The sequence below is a fragment of the Moritella viscosa genome, from assembly GCF_900120065.1.
Taxonomy (GTDB): domain Bacteria; phylum Pseudomonadota; class Gammaproteobacteria; order Enterobacterales; family Moritellaceae; genus Moritella; species Moritella viscosa.
Window position 1 is genome coordinate 1 of sequence record NZ_FPLG01000114.1, and the last position, 20,204, is coordinate 20,204.

Here is a 20,204-nt window from a genome sequence, read left to right on the forward strand (position 1 = left end):
GATTTGAGTTGACCATTACAGAATTAGTATTGACATAGTTAATACCAAAATCGATTTTTTTAGTTTTATTAACGTTACTTTTATTCATATTGTTTTTATGGTTCGTGTTGCGCGTCATTATGAAGGCGTCACTTCAGATTTGATAAATTGCTGCATAAAACTATCTGTATTTTTGATACCAACAGCATTTGCAAGGGTATACAGGCTCGTTATTTTTAAATTTGCTCGGTCAAGTAGTTTGGGATTGCTAAAAACTTGTGAGACTGGTGCATTGGCAATTAACTTACTTTCTGCAATAACAATCGAACGGGTGGTGTACTCTAAAACTAAATGCATATCATGAGATATGATAAGAACAGTAATGCCAAGTGTTTTATTGAGTGTTTGGATAAAGGATAACATCGATGTGTAGTTACGGTGATCTTGTCCTGCAGTTGGCTCATCCAAAATAAGTAATTCAGGCTCGAGTACTAGAATAGATGCAATTGTTACTCGTTTTTTCTGACCATAACTAAGCGCTTCAATAGGCCAGTGACGGTATTTACTTAATCCACATAGATCAAGTACTTCTAATACTTTCGTTTCAACAAACGCTTCGTTATGACCACGGTTACGCAGCCCAAAAGCAATTTCGTCAAAAATCATGTGATTAGAGATCATGTGATTGGGGTTTTGCATCACAATACCAACCTTTTGAGCGCGCTCAAAGATAGATAAGTTGGCTATGTCTTCGCCATTAAGCTTAATATTACCTGTATCTGGTGCGATAATACCCATGATAAGTTTGGTTATCGTTGATTTACCTGAACCATTTTTACCTAAAATAGAAACAAATTCGCCGCGATTAATACTAAACGAAATATCTTCTAAGGCATTTTTTTCGCCTGTATAAGAATACGTTAAATCGTTAATTTCGAGTAATACTTCGCTGGTCTGTGGTTTGACCATCGGGGCTTGCGCATTAAACCAATTGGTTAATGGGGTTTGATATTTCTGTAGATCCATCTTTTCGATATAAGCTGGATTATCAGAAATCGAAATCGGACACTTTGCCGCTTTTAACGCAGTAATGTATAGTGGTTCACGAATACCGTGGACTTGTAATAATGGCGAAATAATTAATTCATCAGGACTCATATCTGCAATGATTTCACCACGTTCCATTAATATTACACGGTCGACATGGCGGTGCAGCACATCTTCAAGGCGATGTTCGATAATGATAACGGTTTTGCCAGTATCTTGATGTAATTGGTCGATAATTTCGATAGTTACTTTACCGGTTTTTGGGTCAAGGCTGGCAAGGGGTTCGTCGAATAATAAGACGTCAGTATCATCAACCAAAATACCAGCAAGTGATACACGCTGCTTTTGACCACCTGATAATGCATAAGGTGAATGGTCAAGTAAGTCCTCAAGGTCAACCATCGCGGCGGTCTTTTGCACGATAGGTAGCATTTCGACTTGAGATACCATATTGTTTTCAAGCGAAAATGCGATATCTTCACCAATGCTTAAACCGACAAACTGACTGTCGGTATCTTGCAATACTGTGCCTACTGTCTCGCTATAATCTTGCATGCGTAACCCTGATACCTGCGTATCATTGATGGTTAAGGTGCCAGAAATATCACCTTTTATCGCATGGGGGGAACAGACCGTTTAAGCACTGTCCAAGGGTTGATTTACCACTGCCACTTGGACCAATAATGACGATTTTCTCTCCTTTCTCTATCCTTAGATTTATGCCTTTTAGTGTCGCTTTATCCTGCGAAGCATATTTAAAAGAGAAGTCAGAAAATTCGATAGTCATTGTTGATTAACCCTCGGTCAGATTACGGCTTTGTTTCTTACGTTTTGCAAATGCTGTCAGTAGAATGTAGCCAACCATACCGATTAATATCGTATTACCTGCAGCGATAATTGTTAATTGTGTCATGACTTTGCTGAATGGTTCTGCGTAAAGAATGGTATCGAGTAGTGCTGATACGCCATAGCCGACAGTATTACCGATTAAGGCAAGTACAACAAAGAGTGCCATATCCTTTATCGAGAATTGACCTTTTTCTAAACGACCTTTTGTCAGTTTAGGGAATAAGCCGATGATAAGACCAACAATACCTGAGCCTAATACCCACGTTAACCAAACACCCCAGCCAGAGAATAAATCTGTAACCCAATGACCAATAAAGCCTACTAAAAAACCAACTAATGGACCAAATAATACCGAGAAGAGAGCAAGCACTGCCATCGCAGGTTTAAGTGTGGTATTTGCAAATACCGGTATACCATACATTGGTAACCCGCCGATGCCATATAAAGCACCACCAATTGCAATCACAACAACAGTTTTAGCTGAAAGATTCATATAAGCCTTGGATATAAATTAACACGGAAAATTTAAGGTGCGAATTGTACAGGAATACAGACTATTAAGGAAATAAAGTTAAAGTGGTTTTCTTTTAACCAGCGTTTAGGTTATTAGTTTGTGTGGGTGGGTGTGTACATTGTGCTTAATCGTTGCGAATCGCTACATAAAGGAAAATATAAACGGCGCAAGAGGCGCCGTTTAATTACATTATCTCAGGTTATCATGACGACTACCGAATTAATTAAAAAGGATTAACCTTCTTTGTTAACGAGTTCATGTAATTCTTCTAAAGAGGCTGCGATTTTAACACCTGGAACATTTGTACCAATAGTTGCTTCAAAAGAGCCTTCAATTGCTGAGCGGAATGAAGTGAATGAGATACGGTATACACCACGAACAAGCGCTTTAGTTGGGCTGCTGACTTCAGATACTTGACGTAACAATGAGTTATAAGAAGAACCACTTGGGTTAGCTGGTAATTCTGAAGTATCGTCATTATAGTTTAATGCTTGAAGTACTTTACCACCTTTATTGATTTTTGCTTTATCAACAATGTTTAGGCGATCAAGTGTAATATATGTATCAAAAAACTTATTTGGAGCAGATTGAAGACTTGCTTCAAATGTGCTCTGTACGAAATCACCTTCAGCTGGAGTTGCTTCAGCTGGAGATATCATAGATACACCAATTTCGTCAATTACAGCAGGAACCCATGCATATAAATAATATGCTGGTTTACCTTTAATTTTACCATCTGGCGTTACGCTATCATCAACATAACCAAAATAATTAGTATAGTTAATATATGGAGCACGCATTTCCATACCAGCTATGCCTTCTTTATTGGAGCTTTTTAGGTGTGGACCAGTAGACATACAACCTGTAAGTGTAATGATTGCTAATAATGGTAATAATTTAGTTGCAATTCCTTTTTTCAAAATTCTATCCTTAAATCAATATATAAATGAGTCGCCAGTATATAGTGTATTTATTCAACATATTACGATAATCAATTGATTCAACACTAATTCAATACCAATTAATCAGTGAAAATCAGACTTGACGCAAATTTTCAATTTATAAACCTAACACTTGCTAATACCTCGGGATTAATACTAAATAGATATTTAAAATAACGACTATTGGCATGCCATCACTTATTATCTTACGGGTAGCTTGGGAGGGGGGAAGACGTTATCTATCAGTGTATTTAGCAAGATAGAAATCGAAGTTATTATTAATGAAAGTACTGTAACCAACATAAACGTCGTTACCTTTACGGACGATACTACCTGTGCGTTGCTGTACTTCATATTCGGTGTTAGCAACCGCAATTAATACTCCATCATCAGTATACTTTTCATTATTACCATTACCGACAACAAATATTCCCCCGTTATCATCAAGGTTAATTGCACTGATTTCACCTTGCTGATTGCTCACATGCCAAATAATATCGCCGTTCGCTTGCATCTTGATTAGATCTCTATTTGACGCATCTGAAAACGCGATAAATAATTCATCTTGCGCATTTTTTTGGAGGATAACAGGGCCAGGTAGCGCATAACTGTCTTGGTTACCATAAACGTTATTACGCCATAATAACTGTCCGTTAATATCAATAGCTTGAATCTGTAGATTTCGATCTTTGGTCATGATGATAGAAAGAACAGAACCGTCAGTGAGGATTGTTGTTGCTGCTTCTGCGAATGTATCTTCAGTTTGTAGCTGCATCCATTCTAATTGACCCGATGTATTGTATTTACTAATGCTTTTACGGCCTGAGACATACATATTCTCATCCATATCGACTGCTATATCCCAAGCTCGCTGTTCAGGGTGCTCAATATTTAACTGTTGTTCACCGTCAGTGTTAAAGATTTTAGTATTTAGCCCTGTTACATAAAGCTTGTTATTTTTAAGCTCAAGATCTCGAACGTCATATTCATTACTGATTATTTGTTCCCAAATTATGCTTCCATCGGTAGAAAACTTAGCGAGTAGTGATGCACGAGGCCCTAGAGCATTGTTTTGCAGATAGACTGTTGCAGTGATATATATATTGTCTTTATCATCGATAACCATCGCTGTTATATTTTCATCACTGCGTGATAATCCATAAGTAACATCATGTTCGACAGTCCAGATTGTATTACCAGATGTGCCGTATTTTACTAATAGCATGTTTTGAACTCGATCACTGCCTGTTTTAATTGTCTCACCAGCTTGGATTATATTACCGACACTATCGATCACTTGTGCAGACAACCATTCTACTGTTGTTTCTTCCGTTTTACTGTTGTCGTAAAATTTAACCCAGTCAGGCGTAATGAAAGTGACATCGCAACCACTTAAGGATAGGGCCGCTACTAATAAACTGGTTTTAAATATTGAATTTTTCATTGAAATGTCCTTGTTGAATTAAAATGTTGCATGAATTTATTAGTGTGACAACAAACAGCACCAAAAGAGTCTTTACTCTAAATATTCGTATACGATAGCAATAAACAAGAGTTGTGACAATGCTATTAAACCCATTTTAATCAAGTGGTTATGTTGTTTTGGATGGTTGTTTTGTATAAGGTGATGATGATGATCTTATATAGTGATCTGCGGTGTTATTTGTGTGAAAGTGACTGATTGGCATCTTTAATAAAAAATGTTGTAAATTATGTATGCTTGGTGAAAGATTTATCTCGAAAATAAATAGCCTTAAACTAAAAAACCTAGTGGATTAATTATCACTAGGTTTTTATTTAAGCAGTGCTTTAAAAACTAAGTTACTTAGCTAAACAAACTTGTTGCTTCAACAGGATTTTGTTCAACTTCGTGTAAATATTTTTCTTTAGATTCGTGAGAAAAATAAGGTTCAACTAACATGATAATACGCAATACGATACGCTGTGTAATTTCTTGAAGATCGTAATCTTCTTCAGCTAATTGTGTATCTAATGAGTTAGTCGCAATTAAACAGATCGTATCAGCCATCGAGCTTTGCTGTGCTTCCGTCATCTTGATTTCACTATTTTCATTTAATGACACGAGCATTTTTAAGAAAAAACTGTGATGATTATGAACTAAACGCATAAAACGTCGTTTTAGCAATTTGTTTTCATCAAAAATAACTTTCATATCACGATAGAAGAATGAGTATTGTTGAATCAAACCAACATACACATTTAAGTATGCCCAATAATCTTCAAATGCTTGCACATCATCTTCATAAAATGACATTAATTTATTGATTGCAGCTTCGTATTCGTAGAACAATTCGGTGAGTAACTGTTCCTTGCCATTGAAATGATAATATAAATTACCAGGGCTGATCTCTAAAGCATTGGCAATTTCAACCGTGGACACTTTGACGTGCCCGTATTGGCTAAACATTTCTAAACTACACTGTAATATCCTATCGCGTGTTTTCATCACTTTTTCCTAAACTGATGCTGATACAGTTTTGATTTCTGTATCAGTAGAAATTATGTCGGTTGGTGGTGTATCAACACGACTGCTTTTTGGTTGCTGTTTTACTGGCGGAGTTTCGATATTAATTGTATTTTGTGTGTCAGCTAATATTTGTTCGATTACTGCTAAGCTTTCTTGCTTAATATCGGAGTTAGCATTTTTCATTGTTAATAGCGCTATTTGTTCTGAAACAGAGACTGATGCACTTTTTAGTACTTCGTTTTCAAGTTCAATAAATGCTTTACTAACATCATCAGCAAGATCTGCTAAATCAGGTAGGGCAGATCGGCATGATACTAAGCCAACATTGATCAATCCGTTGTAGCTATATAATGTAATGTTTAAAGACATTCCTGGTGGAAGTACCGAAATAGGGAAGCATTGTTCCATTTTCGCACCCATCATATACAGGGGATGTTGTGGGCCTGGAACATTTGAAATTAGCACATTACCCATTGGAGGTAATACAGTATCTAAATTGAAAAATTCGCTAACGACAGCGAGACCTTGACTTGCCATTGTATAGCTTGTTAGTGCTTCTTTTGTCAGTAAACGTGTTTCATTTTTTAACTTGATACATGAATCTTTAATTGTCATTAAACGTTCAAGTGGTGATTCACCATGATAAGCTAATTCAACTAAACTGATTGCAACTTGGTTGTTCGTTACAGTGTCGCTAGCATCACGTAAACTCATTGGCATTTGAGCAACAAGCGGTTTTTTAAGTTTAAAATTCTTGCTTTCAAGGTAGTTATGAATAGCCATATCACAGATGGTTACAACTACATCATTGATTGTTGCGCCAGTCATTTTACCTATGCGTTTAACACGTGTTAACGACAGTGCTGAAACAGCAGCACGGCGTGCACGTTTGGGGCTTACTGAGAAAGGTGTTTTCGGCGCCATAAACGGTGTTGGCATATCCGCTTTATACACATTAGCGGCTTGAAAAAGTAATTTGGTCGTTAGTTTAGTCAGTGATGGGATTGACTTAACTTGGTCTGTCAGTTTTTTGGACGTTTTTGTTAGTGACGAAAGCATGCTATCAAGGTGTTTTTCTTTTTGCTCGAGTTCAACATTCCAAAATGCTGTCATTGGCGCATCAGTATTCTTACTTAAATACGACATTAATAGCTGGTTGGCTTTTGCGCCGTCAGTGAACGCGTGGTGTGCTTTTAGGTAGATAGCAAATTTGTTATCTTCTAAGCCATCAATCAGAATCATTTCCCATAAAGGTCTATTTCTATCTAATAGTGTTTCATGCTGATGTTCAATAAAGTGAAGCAGCTGACTTTCATTGCCTGGTTGCGGTAGCATTGCAAATCGTACATGGTAAGAGAGATCAATATTGTCATCTTCTTTCCAGTAATATTGTCCAGTAAGCTGTTTTTTCAGTTTTAAATTAAATGGTTTCTTAATTTCATCCTGCGACATCAAGCTGTCGAACAGATCTCGAGTAAAGTTGCCTTCGTAATTCTTAGGTACAGTAAAAATTTGTAATCCGGCTACATGTTTAGGACTGGCAACCGTTTCCGTATATAAGAAACCCATATCAACTAGCGTTAGTGCTTGCATGTTATCTAATCCCTATGCAGTAAATTCATAAAATAGAGTGTTTAGATACTAAGCTCTACTTTTCTATATATCTATAACTATATGGGTATATGTTAGCTTCTTGTTTTACATTTGTAAATAGTGACAAAGTGTTAACTTAAACCTTAAGCGTATGAAAATAGTATTAAATGTACTATTTTTTGTGTTACACCTGTTTTTAAATTGGTGATTTGTTAAATCTTAATTTTGCGGTTATATACCACGAACGCAGTATACAAAAAGGGTTAGCTAGATAGTGATAACTACATGATACAATGTTAACGCTAACATGTGTTGTCTTTGTAACATAACGAGGTGTCTGGTAAATATTGAAAATTATTTTATATAAATATATTGACGAACGGATTAAGTCTGAGAAACAGCCCGATCTATAAAACACGTCATAACTTGGTTGTTTTGAAACAATGAGTAAAGGTAGAATACGAAGATGAAGTGGGTTGTAATGGATGATGTGGTAGTGTTTAAGTCTTTTTGGTTCTCTATTTTGTTGGTGTTAATTTCAGGCTGTAGTCAGCAGGTAGCGATAAAATATTCAGAACCAAGGATTACAGTTAATCGATCAACAGCGGAACTTGACTATGTCCAACGTCAGCTACTAACGCAATATAAAGATTGGCATGGGACGCCTCATCAATGGGGTGGAACAAGTAAGAGTGGGGTAGATTGTTCTGGCTTAGTTAAAATTACGTTTAAGCAGCAGTTTTCTGTCTATCTTCCTCGTACGACTGCCGAACAAGTTAAAGTCGGGTATTCTATCAAACGCCAGCAATTACGTACCGGTGATCTCGTGTTTTTTAAAACAGGGATTAATGTACGCCACGTCGGTATTATGGTTGATGAGTTACAATTTTTTCATGCTTCAAGCAGCCGTGGTGTCATCTTATCTCGTTTGGATAATCCATATTGGAACAGCCACTATTGGCAATCAAGAAGAGTTGATTTATAAATGATAGAACAAAAATTAATTAAAGTTGTTGTTGGATCTAAAAATCCAGTTAAAGTAAATGCTTCTCGTGTAGTGATTGCTGAATTGTATCCCGATCACGCTGTGCAATGTGATGGTATAGATGCTCCTTCGAATGTTCAAGATCAGCCGATGGATGCGGCTGAGACCCGTGAAGGTGCTATTAACCGCGCTAAATATTGCCAACAGCATGCAGATGCTGATTTTTATATTGCAATCGAAGGTGGTGTTGATTTACTCGCCGATGGACCTGCAACATTCGCGTATGTTGTTATTGCGAATAAAGAGCAACAGTCGGTAGGGCGAAGTGCTGCGTTACCATTACCAGCACCGATTTATCAATCATTACTCAATGGTGAAGAGTTGGGACCTGTGATGGATAAATTGTTTAAGACAGTCAATATTAAACACAAAGGAGGGGCGATTGGTTTGTTAACGAATGGGCATGCAACCCGCGAAAGTAATTATACTCAAGCGCTGACATTAGCAATGGCACCCTTCTTATACCCTGAACTTTATAGTCAGTGATCTTTAATCGCTCATGATCTGTGTCGCTAATATCCTTATATAAACAGTCACCTTTATATGCTGTCACTTTGGTTTAGTCATCATTTTAGATTGTTATTTAAACGCTTTGTAATTTAGTGTAAACAAACATAATAACCGCTATTGATAATCATTCTCAATTGAGGTTATTATGAATACATGGAGTTATAACGCGTTTATAAGGGACTAAATCATGTCTTCTAAGGTTAATTTAAGTATATCGAGTTCGAAACTTGCAGAATTGATCCGGGCGGGTCATCTTTGTGCAGCAGATTTAAACTGTTTAGATCCAGAGTCTAAGCAACAAGTGTGGCAACTTTGTTTATGGAGCTGTAATAAACGAGTTCATTGCACTAAATCATGTACGCAGCAGTGTAATAGTGGTTATTGTGAAGATATTAAAGATGACAAAGTGAGGACTGAAAAATCAGCACTAATTGAAATTAATGCTGATTGATAGTCGATGCTAAGGCTGTAACTTTTTAAACCATACCGATTTTATAAAAGGAGCGACTAATGGTATTACAACTCCTGTTATAATCAATGAAAATGCAATTATCTTGTTTATTCCTAATTGTTCGTCATAAAAGATGACCGATCCTATTAATGCAAAGATAGGCACTAACAGCTTAAACGAACTCATCATACTTAATGGATATTTGGTGAGCATTTTGTTCCATATCCAGTAACCTAACAATGTTGTTGGATAAGCCTGAAATAAAATAGAGCCAAAAGATGTAAGATTGAGTATTGTTAATTCGCTATATAGGTTAACCCCATTTACCATATATGCCATTGCAAATAACGGCAGCGGTGCAAATAGGCAAGACCAAGCTATAAAAGCAAACATGTCATTAATATCAATTTTTTTAACCATTAAGCTGATACTGCTAAAACTGAACGCGCCAATGAGGGCAAGAATTAAACCAATGGAAGTAACAGAGCCATCAGTAATATTGGCAATGAAAACGAGGCCAAGTAAAGATAACGCTAATCCTATTTTTAAACTCATATTTATATGTTCTTTCAGAAAAACAACCCCCATCAGTACACTAATGAATGCACTAAATTCTAAGGTGAGGCTTGTGATCCCTGCGGATAAACCCATATAAATTGACATGGACATCATCCCCCAAACACCTACACCAAAAGTAATACCATATAGTGCAATGTAGCGCCAATCTACATCTGGTTTTCGGACAAACAAGATCGCAGGGAATGCTGCAAAAGTAAAACGTAGTCCCGCTAAAATAAACGGATCTAGGTTATCCACTCCCGCCTTGATAACAGAGAAATTAAAGCCCCATAAACAAGTTACCGCGACAATGATGATTAAGTGAATAGGTGATATTGAACTTCTGTGCATATGAATACTCCGTTGTTTTATTGTTTGACTAGTATGTTGTTTTCACAAATAATAAACAGATGCAGTTTTTGTTAATTTTTAGAGTACAGTTTGTTTTAAAGGCTCAAGTTAGTTTTGATAGATACAGTTTTCATTTTGATGGGTAGGGCAGGATGGCCGCACTTTATATTACAATTTCAGATAATATTATTAACGACATTGATAAAGGTATATTGCTTGTCGATAAACGAATGCCGTCGTTACGGCAGTTTACCCAGTTGCATAATGTGAGTATGACAACAGCTAATAATTGTTATCAGCGTTTACTCGACTTAGGTTGGTTGTATGCAAAGCCGAAAATTGGCTATTTTATAACTCAGCCTTTGAATAAACAAAATACCCCAATATACCCTCAATTCAATGCTCAAGTGGCGACGCCGAAAGTTGATCAATCCATTGTTCAAGGATTAAGAGGTCAATTTTATACCGCACAGTTACCTGAGGATTTGATCCCTCAGGATATTTTAAATCGTTGTTTACGACGCGTAAATCAACGGATCGGATCAGACTTGTTCGCATACCCAGATCATCAAGGTGATGTAGCTCTTCGTTCTGCATTAGCAAATCATTTTTCACAACAACACTTACCTCTAAAATCAGATAATTTGGTTATTACCAATGGTTGTATTGATGCTGTTCGAAGTGCTATTGAGATCACGACTAATCCTGGAGACACGGTAGCGATTTCATCACCTTGTTTTAATGGTTTATTGAACTTACTTGAGAACATGGGGCGATTAGTGCTTGAGATACCTTGTTATCAATCTCAGCTAGACTTAGATCAACTTGAATCTTTACTCAAAGATAAGCGTATTTCTGTATGTTTATTTAGCGCTAACCATATAAATCCACAAGGGTTTTGTTTAAGTAATCAACAAAAGCAACGTATTGCTGAGCTTGCTGCGGATTACCAAGTGCCTGTCATTGAAGATGATATTTGCTTGGAATTAAGCTATTCGAACATTACCCCTTTATCAATTAAGTATTGGGATAAGTCTGGCTGGGTATTATGGTGTAGCTCGGTATCTAAGACTATTGCTGGGGGATATCGGTTAGGTTGGTGTGAGCCAGGGCGTTTTTTTAATGCATACTTACAGTTGCGCAGTGTGCAATTTTTTGGTGTCAATAATATCGTCCAACACACGGTATGCGAGTTTATTAATACGGGGCATTATTCAAAACACCTTAAAAAATTAACGGCAACCCTAGCGGCACATGCTCGGCAGTACCATAGCTTACTAAGGGAATTACTGCCTAAAAACACTAAAATCAGTGTTCCCGAAGGTGGTATGGTTATTTGGTTACAACTCGATAATATGGATAGTCAAAGCGTATTAAATGAAGCGTTGAAAAAAGGGATTTCGTTTCGTGCGGGGAGTGAGTTTACCACGCTTGAGTATTATCAAAACTGCCTAAGACTAAACATAGGCTGGTCGATTGTTAAAAATGAGAAAGACAGCGCTGAGAAACAAGAAAAATCGTTAGCATTGAGAGCACAACTGATTTGCTTGTGTGGACTGATTAATGAAGATGTTACGTCAATTACGTTGCCCTTAATACCGAAACCAGAACCTGATGGAGTCAAATAACCCGATAACCAAAGTAACAGTATCAATAGCTAACTAATTTTATTTTACTTATATACTAATTCTAAACCTTGAATTCTCCAGAATTTAATACCTATTAAGGGGTGTTTGTAGGTCGGTTATATTGTTTTTTTTATAATCTAATCTCTAATTAGATTAAAATTCCACATTTAAAATATAGCGCTAAAAATCAAACTTTACACACAAATATCCCGTCTTAAATTATTGATCTTAATCACATTTATTTGTCGTGACTACCTGTAATGTTTATTTGCTTTTATTTGGTAAAGCTCAGTTCTGGCTGTTTGAACTGATTTGTTAACTTAAATCTAATAATAAGGATAGACAAATGAAACGGATTCTTGCATTTTTTACTCTATGTTTGATTGTATTTAGCAGTCAGGCTAAAGGTTTAACGAATAGTTCGAATTATAAGGGTTACACAGAAACGAAATATCCCATCGTTTTAGTCCATGGGCTTTTTGGTTTTGATTCCATGTTGGGTATTGACTATTTTTATGGCATTACCCGTGCTCTTAGTAAAAGTGGTGCTGAAGTGTATGTGGCTCAAGTCTCTGCGGCGAATACGACCGAAGTTCGTGGCGAGCAGTTATTAGCGCAGGTTGAACAGATTTTAGCGGCTACTGGTGCAGATAAAGTTAACTTAATTGGTCATAGCCATGGCGGGCCAACATCGCGTTATGTTGCATCTGTTGCACCACAATACGTAGCGTCAGTTACAAGTATTGGTGGTGTAAATAAAGGCTCTCGTGTTGCTGATATTTTACGTGGAGAGGTACCTGAGGGGTCAGTATCTGAGAAACTAATAGCTTCTATGGCTGATGGTTTAAGTAAGTTAATTACTTTTCTTTCTCGTGGAGGAAAGTTACCACAAGATACAGTCGCGGCATTAGAAGCATTAACAACTAAGAACTCGCTTAAATTTAATGAATCATATCCAGAAGGAGTGCCTATTACTGCATGTGGTGAAGGTGATTATGTTGCTGCAAATGGGGTCTACTATTACTCATGGAGCGGTAGTGCTAACTTTACTAACGCGTTAGACCCAATGGATTTGGCGCTTACGTTGACTGGTAAGGCTTTTAATGTTCCAAATGATGGCCTTGTTTCTTCGTGCAGTTCACGCTTAGGTAAAGTCATTCGCGATAATTATAAAATGAATCATATGGATGAAGTGAATCAAACTTTGGGTCTTCATCATTTATTTGAAACGGATCCAAAAACTTTATATCGTCAACATGCTAACCGTTTAAAACTACAAGGTTTATAGAAATGAAAAAGATCGTATTAACGCTGGTAGTTTTAATCGTAGTCGTTACTGCGATCTTTATCTATAAAAACAACACTAATAAGCAAATACAAGCGAAATCGTTCCAGTCAAAATCGCAGCAGGATACTGCTATTGATTCAACATTTGATCGCGATACATTTGAATATTTTTTATCGGGGCTAGGTGAGGTTGAGTTGGATAGTTTACAAGATAAATTTATACAGTTTAATTCGCAACGTCCTGCTGACTCACAAATAGATAAGGTACTATTTCAGCAATATATTAACTATAAAACCTATTTACAGACACTAGAATCTAATGCTAGTTCTGCTGAGTTTGGTTTAGAAGATTTGATTGCGTTAAATGATCAATTACTTGCTGCTCAGCTTAAGTTTTTTACAGCAGAACAACAAAAAAATCTGTTCGAAGAAGAAAATCAATTAAGAATGATGACATTGAAAAAGCTAGAACTTCAGCAAGCTACAGCGTCAGAAGAGGAGTTTAATGTACTGTGGCAACAAGAATTACAGTTACTTCCAGAAGAAGAACAGGTAGCGTATAAGAATGCGGCCTTAATGGGGTCGTTGGTAAATACAGAAGGCATGGATCCTCAAGAACAGTATTTGATACGCCAAGAACTGGTAGGGGCCGAAGGAGCACAACATTTGGCTGAATTAGATGCAAAGAACGGGGTGTTTAACACAGACGTCGATAACTATTTAAATGAACGGCAAGTGTTAATGACTGATGATAGCTTAACGATGGAAGAGCTAGAGTCAGCGATAACAGAATTACGTGAAGCGAGCTTTTCTTATCAACAACAACGCCGTATTAAAGCGTTGGAACGAATTAATGATGCTAGTAAGGGCTCATAGTCATTAATAAATATAAGGGAATGGTATAAATAAATGTTTTATTCATGGGGGTTATTCGTCGAGTATCCTATATATCAATATTTCTTTGTTTGTTGATGTGGTTTGTATAAACCTAAATTTGAACTAAGAACTTACGTATTGTGGCTTCGATCCTTGTTTCTTATTATGCTATTTGGTTGGCGTGGTTATCGCAAAGTAACATCGTCGATAGTTAGCTGATTATTTGTGTTGGATTCGTATTTTTTTTAGATTTCTTGTTTAAGATCAATTTAGTTTAATAAACTAAATATGATGGCTTTTGTGGGGTTATTGTGTTGAAAGGTTAGATTCTATCAGGCGAATAATTCAATATTCAATCATTATTAAGCATAATTTATATTGATGGATGTCCGTTATGTCTTATGTGTATTTTTCTTTAGCAACTCATTGAACTTCATCACATTTATTAATAATATCTCTTTATATTATGATTTTGTATTTATTTAAGTACAGCTCTGTTTTGGAGTTGAATTACTTGTTAATTTTAATTTGATAATTAGGAGTGAATAAATGAAACAATTTCTTGCATTTTTAACTATGTGTTTGGTTGCTTTTAGTAGTCTGGCAGCTGAATCGAGCGATAGAACCGAGCAAAAAGGTTATACCGAAACGAAGTATCCAATAGTTTTAGTTCATGGACTTTTTGGTTTTGATTCAATTGTTGGAGTCCAATATTTTTATGGCATCCCTCATGCGTTAACAAGAAGTGGTGCTGTGGTGTACGTTGCTCAGGTTTCTGCAACGAATCGAACAGAAGAACGTGGTGAACAGCTATTAACACAGATTGAACAGATTTTAGCTGCTACAGGAGCAGATAAAGTTAATTTAATTGGGCATAGTCATGGTGGGCCTACAGCACGTTATGTGGCATCGGTTGCGCCGCAATATGTGGCATCAGTAACCAGTATTGGCGGTGTTAATAAAGGTTCAATTATTATTGATATCATACGTGAAGAAGTACCAGAAGGTTCAATACCTGAAGAGTTAGCTGTTACGATCACTGCTGCTTTTAGTGACCTAATCAACTTCCTTTCTGGTGATAATGACTTACCACAAGATCCAATTGCGGCATTAGAATCGTTAACAACTAAAAGATCGTTAGAATTTAACCAATCATATCCAGAAGGTATTCCTACAACAGAGTGTGGTGAAGGTGAGTATCTGGCTGATAATGGTATTTATTATTATTCATGGAGTGGTTCCGCTAATTTCACTAATTTGTTAGACCCACTTGATGCGGCACTTGTTTTGACTGGGTCTGCTTTTAGTGAGCCTAGTGATGGTCTAGTATCAGCGTGCAGTTCGCATTTAGGTAAAGTAATTCGGGATGATTATAAAATGAATCATGTCGATGAAATTAATCATACATTTGGTATTCATCATCTGTTTGAGACGGATCCAAAAACCTTATATCGTCAACACGCTAACCGTTTACAATTACAAGGCTTATAGACATGAAAAAAATCGCATTAACGTCGGTAGTTTTAATTGCAGTCGTTACTGCGATTTTTATCTATTCGAATAACACTAATAAGCAAATACAAACGTCATCGTTACAGTCTAAATCGCAGTTGGACACGGCTATTGATTCAACATCTCATCGTGATACGTTTGAGTATTTTTTATCTGGTTTAGAAGAGACTGAATTAGATGCTTTACAAGATAAATTTATACAGTTTAATTCGCAACGTCCTGCTGACTCACAAATAGATAAGGCACTATTTCAGCAATATATTAACTATAAAACCTATTTACAGACACTAGAATCTAATGCTAGTTCTGCTGAGTTTGGTTTAGAAGATTTGATTGCGTTAAATGATCAATTACTTGCTGCTCAGCTTAAGTTTTTTACAGCAGAACAACAAAAAAATCTGTTCGAAGAAGAAAATCAATTAAGAATGATGACATTGAAAAAACTAGAACTTCAGCAAGCTACAGCGTCAGAAGAGGAGTTTAATGTACTGTGGCAACAAGAATTACAGTTACTTCCAGAAGAAGAACAGGTAGCGTATAAAAATGCGGCCTTAATGGGGTCGTTGGTAAATACAGAAGGCATGGGTCCTCAAGAACAGTATTTGATACGCCAAGAACTGGTAGGGGCCGAAGGAGCACAACGTTTGGCTGAATTAGATGCAAAGAACGAGGTGTTTAACACAGACGTTAATAACTATTTAAATGAACGACAAGCGTTAATGACTGATGATAGCTTAACGAAGGAGGAGCTAGAGTCAGCGATAACAGAATTACGTGAAGTGAGCTTTTCTTCTCAACAACAACGCCGTATTAAAGCGTTGGAACGAATTAATGATGCTAGTAAGGGCTCATAGTCATTAAATATAATCGTTCACCTTCATAGCGTTTCACTGGTTGCGGTAGTTGTAAATACGGCTGAATTAACGGCCGTATTTTTGTTCTTGATATAGAACAGATATTGTTAAGATGCTTTTTCTGCGGTCTTTTCTAACGCCAAGATAAGAATAATAGCTGCAAGCATTGCCACGATAGCATACGCTAATAATGCTGGCTGGCCCGTTACTTGCTCAAAGCTAAATGGTGAAAGATTACGTTCTAATAATGGCACTTCAAGGCCACTTGAATTCGTTCGCCATGTTAACGTTTCTTTCCATGGCCATACTTTACCAAGCGTACCTATCATTAGTCCGGTTAAAAACGTCAAAGCGATATCGCGGTAGTGTTTTAGTACCCACGTCAGCACGTGCGAGAAAGTCAGGATACCAATGACACAACCTGCGGCAAACGTACCTAGCGTGACAATGTCGATAGACTTGGCAGCCGCAAGAATTGGTGCATACATGCCTAACATCAACAGGATAAAACTACCTGAAATACCCGGTAAGATCATTGCACAGATCGCAATAGACCCTGCAAGTAAGATATTGATCGATGTCGGCTCAAGGTTAAGCGGTTGCAGCACGGTAATGCTATAAGCAAAACCAATACCAGCGATGACAGCTATAAAACGGCTTATTTTCCAAAATTCGATCTGTTTAAACATGTGGTTTACTGAGATGACGATTAAACCAAAGAAGAAAGACCACAGTGGAATAGGGTGCGTGTTGAGCATCCAAGTGATAACACGCGCTAACGTAAAGATACTCGTCAGAATACCCGCCAGTAACACGATTAAGAATGTGCCATTAATGTAATCAAAAGTCGCTTTTAGACCATCCTTTCTGATCATACCGATTAGGCTTGGAGTAATGCGACTAATACTGCCTAACAGAGTATCGTAAATGCCGGTAATGAAGGCAATTGTACCGCCTGAAACACCAGGGACAACGTCTGCTGCACCCATCGCCATGCCTTTTATAAAGATAGAAACTTTACTCATGATTCTCCGTATAATTTATTGATTAAAGGTCAAATTTAACCGCATTATAAACTGTTTGAGTGAAAAAAATGTCATTATCGTAAATACATTTTTCATTTCGTATAAATAATCTTACAGTTCTACATGTTATTTCTTGAGCGAAACTTATATAGAAAGTGATATAAGTGTGATCCGTGGTTGGTTTAAGGTGAAGTGATAAAGCGGATTATTTTTGTTCTTACTTTGGTGTTTATTATCAGCGATCACGCTTTTTATATATGTTTATGTTTAATTGTGATCCCAGCTAAATATTTAATATTATTGTATTTTAAATGTCATATTCTTAACTTAACCTCATATTCGCTGTAACAACAATCAAAGGATTTGATGTGAATATACTAAAAAATGTAATAACAACCACTTGCCTCACTTGTGTTATGAGTGCGTCTGCACTTGCCGACAGTGATATCTACCTTACTAATAACTCAAACCAAGCTATGTCGATTCAAGTTAACCATACCGGTTCAGATTTACTTGAAGAAGGCGCTGAGTGGCAACAACATGTACAGACACTTAAACCATGGGAAACTAAAATGGTATTAAGTTTTAATCGTTGGGAAGGGGTTAAGTCTGGTGATACTTATCAGTTTGAAACGCTTGTAACGAATGAAAATGGCGAGTCGCTGTCGTTGCTACAACAAGTGAAAGGATATTGGTATAAATCAACACTTGATCATGGTGCTAGTGCCAATGATGTTGCGCTAAATTGGGCGGATGATCGTGATACTTACCGTTATCAATCGCAGTATAACAGTAGCAGTAACACTACTGAAATCGCGTTTAAAGCGAGTGCGACTGGTCGTTATGATGATATTTATTACACTATCACCCCGCAGAAAATTGATGAGAAGCCTGTAGCTGACGCTGATACACTCAAAGTCATGTCATATAACGTCTGGGCTCTGCCTGTGATTGCAAAGCACATCGGTGACCGTTTTCAGGAAATACCGAAACATTTAAAAGGCTACGATGTACTCATGCTACAGGAAGTATTTGCTTCTGGTCGTGATGAATTTTTGCGTGATCTTGCTAAAGAATACCCGTATCAAACTAAGATGTTAGATTACTCTGGGATTAATGTTTACGATGGTGGTGTAATGATTGTGAGTCGCTATCCAATTGTTAATGAAGGACAGTATGTTTATCCTGATTGCTCTGGTACAGACTGCTTTGCAGATAAAGGCGTAAACTATGCTGAAGTAATTAAAAATGGTAAAGCGTACCATTTATTAGCAACGCATACCGCGTCGTTTGATACAGATACCGCACGTGAATATCGTCAACGTCAATTCCGCCAGATGCGTGATTTTGCACAGGCACAGAATATCCCAGCCACTGATACTGTCGTCTATGGTGGTGATTTTAATGTGAATAAGCTTAAATTCCCAACTGACTATCAACAGATGTTTATGAACCTTAGCGCTGATGAACCGCAATATGCGGGTTATACAGAGTCAACGTTCGACCCGCGTATTAATGCCTATGCAGGTAGTGCTCTATCGGGTGGTGAAAACATCGAATATCTTGATTATGTTGTTGTTAGTAACGAGTTTGCTAAGCGAAACGAGAACATAAATACAGTCAAAATACCGCGTACAACGGTTGCTAGTTTATGGAAACATTGGAATTTATCAGACCATTTTCCTGTTAAAGCAGTGATTCGTTAATGCGATTAACATTACTATTAATAAGCGTTGCCTTTATTGGCAGCGTTTATTTTTTCATCATCAATGAAAATGAATTGAATGCAGAGAAGCAAGAAAGTTCGATACCTGCATCATCTGAAATGGTTCATTCAGCAATACAATCGACAGAAATTGCATCGAATCAAGCTAAAGAGCAGATGCAAGTTAATGAAGGTATGCCCGAGCAAGATACCTTATTGAAAGACGCACAAGGTCAAACGTTAATGACGGCGATAACGTCATTTTGGCAGCAATGTCGCAGGCATAACAATTGTGATGAGCTGTTAGCTAAACAGCGGTTGCTACTTGACGATGATCGTTATCAATTGTTAGTTAACTTTCCTGTGAAGCAGCAGGAAGAGCAACGTTTGATGGGGGAATCGTTAATCAGTCAGGATGCAAGTTTGGCGGATAAAATTGCCAATGTTAAAGCGATTAGAGAGCAGGTGTGGGGTAAGGATGCAGCGCAGTTATTTCAGCATCAAGATGCTTATTATGACTACCGTTTAGCGCTAGCAGACCCTGAAAATAGATTTAATCAGGCTCAGAATGCTGATGACTTTATCAATGAATATAATAGTATGTTGGCAGAGCGGGATGTTGACCTAGATAGCTTTGCGTTAAGTTCTGATATTGCGAAGTACGAAGAAGCGTTAGCGTTAATTCCACGGTCTATGCCTGAAGATGAAACAGCTAGAATTAAGGCTAAATTGGCTTCGCAATATCTTACTGCTAACGAGCAACAGTCCATTGTTAACAGAGATCAGCAAGTTGATAAGCAAGAGCAAGAAATAACGGATTATCAGCAAGGATTAAATGAACTTGAGGTAACACTTGCTAATGAACGAGCAACATCAAAGAAAACCATGAATGATGAAGATTGGCAGGTTTATAAAGCGGAACGTTTATATCAATATCGTCTTAACTTTTTTAGTTTTTAGTTTTTAGTTTGTATTAAAAAGCTTAATGAAA

The 20,204-nt window shown here is 37.1% G+C and carries 19 protein-coding genes; 10 read left to right on the forward strand and 9 right to left on the reverse strand.

Annotated elements, in window-relative coordinates; genetic code table 11:
• Positions 1-117: 117 nt before the first annotated feature.
• The 7 genes from BT797_RS24325 to BT797_RS18225 all read right to left on the reverse strand — a co-directional run bounded on the left by BT797_RS24325 (position 118) and on the right by BT797_RS18225 (position 7,411).
• On the reverse strand, positions 118-1,581 hold the full coding sequence (locus BT797_RS24325; RefSeq protein ID WP_254796134.1) for an ABC transporter ATP-binding protein: 1,464 nt from the start codon (positions 1,579-1,581) through the stop codon (positions 118-120).
• A gap of 49 nt (positions 1,582-1,630) precedes the next feature.
• Positions 1,631-1,813, reverse strand: coding sequence for an ATP-binding cassette domain-containing protein (locus BT797_RS24655; RefSeq protein ID WP_339391034.1), 183 nt, complete (start codon positions 1,811-1,813; stop codon positions 1,631-1,633).
• A 6-nt stretch (positions 1,814-1,819) separates the two neighbouring features.
• Entirely contained in the window at positions 1,820-2,368 is a 549-nt protein-coding gene (locus tag BT797_RS18205) for an ECF-type riboflavin transporter substrate-binding protein (protein WP_075473107.1), read from the reverse strand.
• A 254-nt stretch (positions 2,369-2,622) separates the two neighbouring features.
• Positions 2,623-3,309, reverse strand: coding sequence for a LipL32 family surface lipoprotein (locus tag BT797_RS18210; protein ID WP_045110643.1), 687 nt, complete (start codon positions 3,307-3,309; stop codon positions 2,623-2,625).
• A 256-nt stretch (positions 3,310-3,565) separates the two neighbouring features.
• Entirely contained in the window at positions 3,566-4,774 is a 1,209-nt protein-coding gene (locus BT797_RS18215; RefSeq protein ID WP_075473108.1) for an NHL repeat-containing protein, read from the reverse strand.
• Between the two features lie 381 nt (positions 4,775-5,155).
• On the reverse strand, positions 5,156-5,797 hold the full coding sequence (locus tag BT797_RS18220; RefSeq protein ID WP_045110640.1) for a TetR/AcrR family transcriptional regulator: 642 nt from the start codon (positions 5,795-5,797) through the stop codon (positions 5,156-5,158).
• 9 nt (positions 5,798-5,806) lie between these two features.
• On the reverse strand, positions 5,807-7,411 hold the full coding sequence (locus BT797_RS18225) for a wax ester/triacylglycerol synthase family O-acyltransferase (protein ID WP_045110639.1): 1,605 nt from the start codon (positions 7,409-7,411) through the stop codon (positions 5,807-5,809).
• Positions 7,412-7,877: 466 nt separating this feature from the next.
• On the opposite strand from BT797_RS18225, the gene BT797_RS18230 reads away from it, so the two are divergent.
• From BT797_RS18230 to BT797_RS18240, 3 genes are all read left to right on the forward strand, one after another.
• The gene (locus tag BT797_RS18230; protein ID WP_244534228.1) at positions 7,878-8,396 is read left to right on the forward strand and encodes an NlpC/P60 family protein; all 519 of its coding nucleotides are present in this window, start codon (positions 7,878-7,880) and stop codon (positions 8,394-8,396) included.
• Positions 8,397-8,399: 3 nt separating this feature from the next.
• The gene (gene yjjX / locus BT797_RS18235; protein ID WP_170860790.1) at positions 8,400-8,942 is read left to right on the forward strand and encodes an inosine/xanthosine triphosphatase; all 543 of its coding nucleotides are present in this window, start codon (positions 8,400-8,402) and stop codon (positions 8,940-8,942) included.
• 211 nt (positions 8,943-9,153) lie between these two features.
• Positions 9,154-9,417: a hypothetical protein gene (locus BT797_RS18240; RefSeq protein ID WP_045110637.1), complete on the forward strand. Its 264-nt coding sequence runs from the start codon at positions 9,154-9,156 to the stop codon at positions 9,415-9,417.
• A gap of 9 nt (positions 9,418-9,426) precedes the next feature.
• Here the strand turns inward: BT797_RS18240 and BT797_RS18245 are convergent, their stop codons facing one another.
• Positions 9,427-10,326, reverse strand: coding sequence for an EamA family transporter (locus BT797_RS18245; RefSeq protein ID WP_075473109.1), 900 nt, complete (start codon positions 10,324-10,326; stop codon positions 9,427-9,429).
• Between the two features lie 152 nt (positions 10,327-10,478).
• Between BT797_RS18245 and BT797_RS18250 the strand changes: the two genes are divergently transcribed.
• The 5 genes from BT797_RS18250 (at position 10,479) to BT797_RS18275 (ending at position 16,483) form a co-directional block, all read left to right on the forward strand.
• Positions 10,479-11,954: an aminotransferase-like domain-containing protein gene (locus BT797_RS18250; RefSeq protein ID WP_075473110.1), complete on the forward strand. Its 1,476-nt coding sequence runs from the start codon at positions 10,479-10,481 to the stop codon at positions 11,952-11,954.
• Between the two features lie 346 nt (positions 11,955-12,300).
• Positions 12,301-13,242 carry a lipase family alpha/beta hydrolase gene (locus BT797_RS18255; RefSeq protein ID WP_075473111.1) on the forward strand — a complete coding sequence of 314 codons (942 nt, stop codon included), beginning with the start codon at positions 12,301-12,303 and terminating at the stop codon, positions 13,240-13,242.
• A 2-nt stretch (positions 13,243-13,244) separates the two neighbouring features.
• Positions 13,245-14,117, forward strand: a complete 873-nt coding sequence (locus tag BT797_RS18260; protein WP_075473112.1) for a lipase secretion chaperone — start codon at positions 13,245-13,247, stop codon at positions 14,115-14,117.
• Positions 14,118-14,666: 549 nt separating this feature from the next.
• Entirely contained in the window at positions 14,667-15,608 is a 942-nt protein-coding gene (locus BT797_RS18270) for an esterase/lipase family protein (protein ID WP_045110632.1), read from the forward strand.
• A 2-nt stretch (positions 15,609-15,610) separates the two neighbouring features.
• The gene (locus BT797_RS18275) at positions 15,611-16,483 is read left to right on the forward strand and encodes a lipase secretion chaperone (RefSeq protein ID WP_045110631.1); all 873 of its coding nucleotides are present in this window, start codon (positions 15,611-15,613) and stop codon (positions 16,481-16,483) included.
• Positions 16,484-16,590: 107 nt separating this feature from the next.
• Here BT797_RS18275 and BT797_RS18280 read toward each other — a convergent pair whose 3' ends face one another.
• Complete coding sequence (locus BT797_RS18280; RefSeq protein WP_075473113.1) at positions 16,591-17,508, reverse strand: polyprenyl-phosphate transporter; 918 nt, start codon at positions 17,506-17,508, stop codon at positions 16,591-16,593.
• 368 nt (positions 17,509-17,876) lie between these two features.
• On the opposite strand from BT797_RS18280, the gene BT797_RS18285 reads away from it, so the two are divergent.
• Both BT797_RS18285 and BT797_RS18290 read left to right on the forward strand, forming a co-directional pair.
• Positions 17,877-19,214: a sphingomyelin phosphodiesterase gene (locus BT797_RS18285; protein ID WP_244534229.1), complete on the forward strand. Its 1,338-nt coding sequence runs from the start codon at positions 17,877-17,879 to the stop codon at positions 19,212-19,214.
• Entirely contained in the window at positions 19,214-20,173 is a 960-nt protein-coding gene (locus tag BT797_RS18290) for a hypothetical protein (protein WP_045110629.1), read from the forward strand. Before BT797_RS18285 ends, BT797_RS18290 begins: the two co-directional genes overlap by 1 nt.
• The last annotated feature ends 31 nt before the right edge of the window (positions 20,174-20,204 follow it).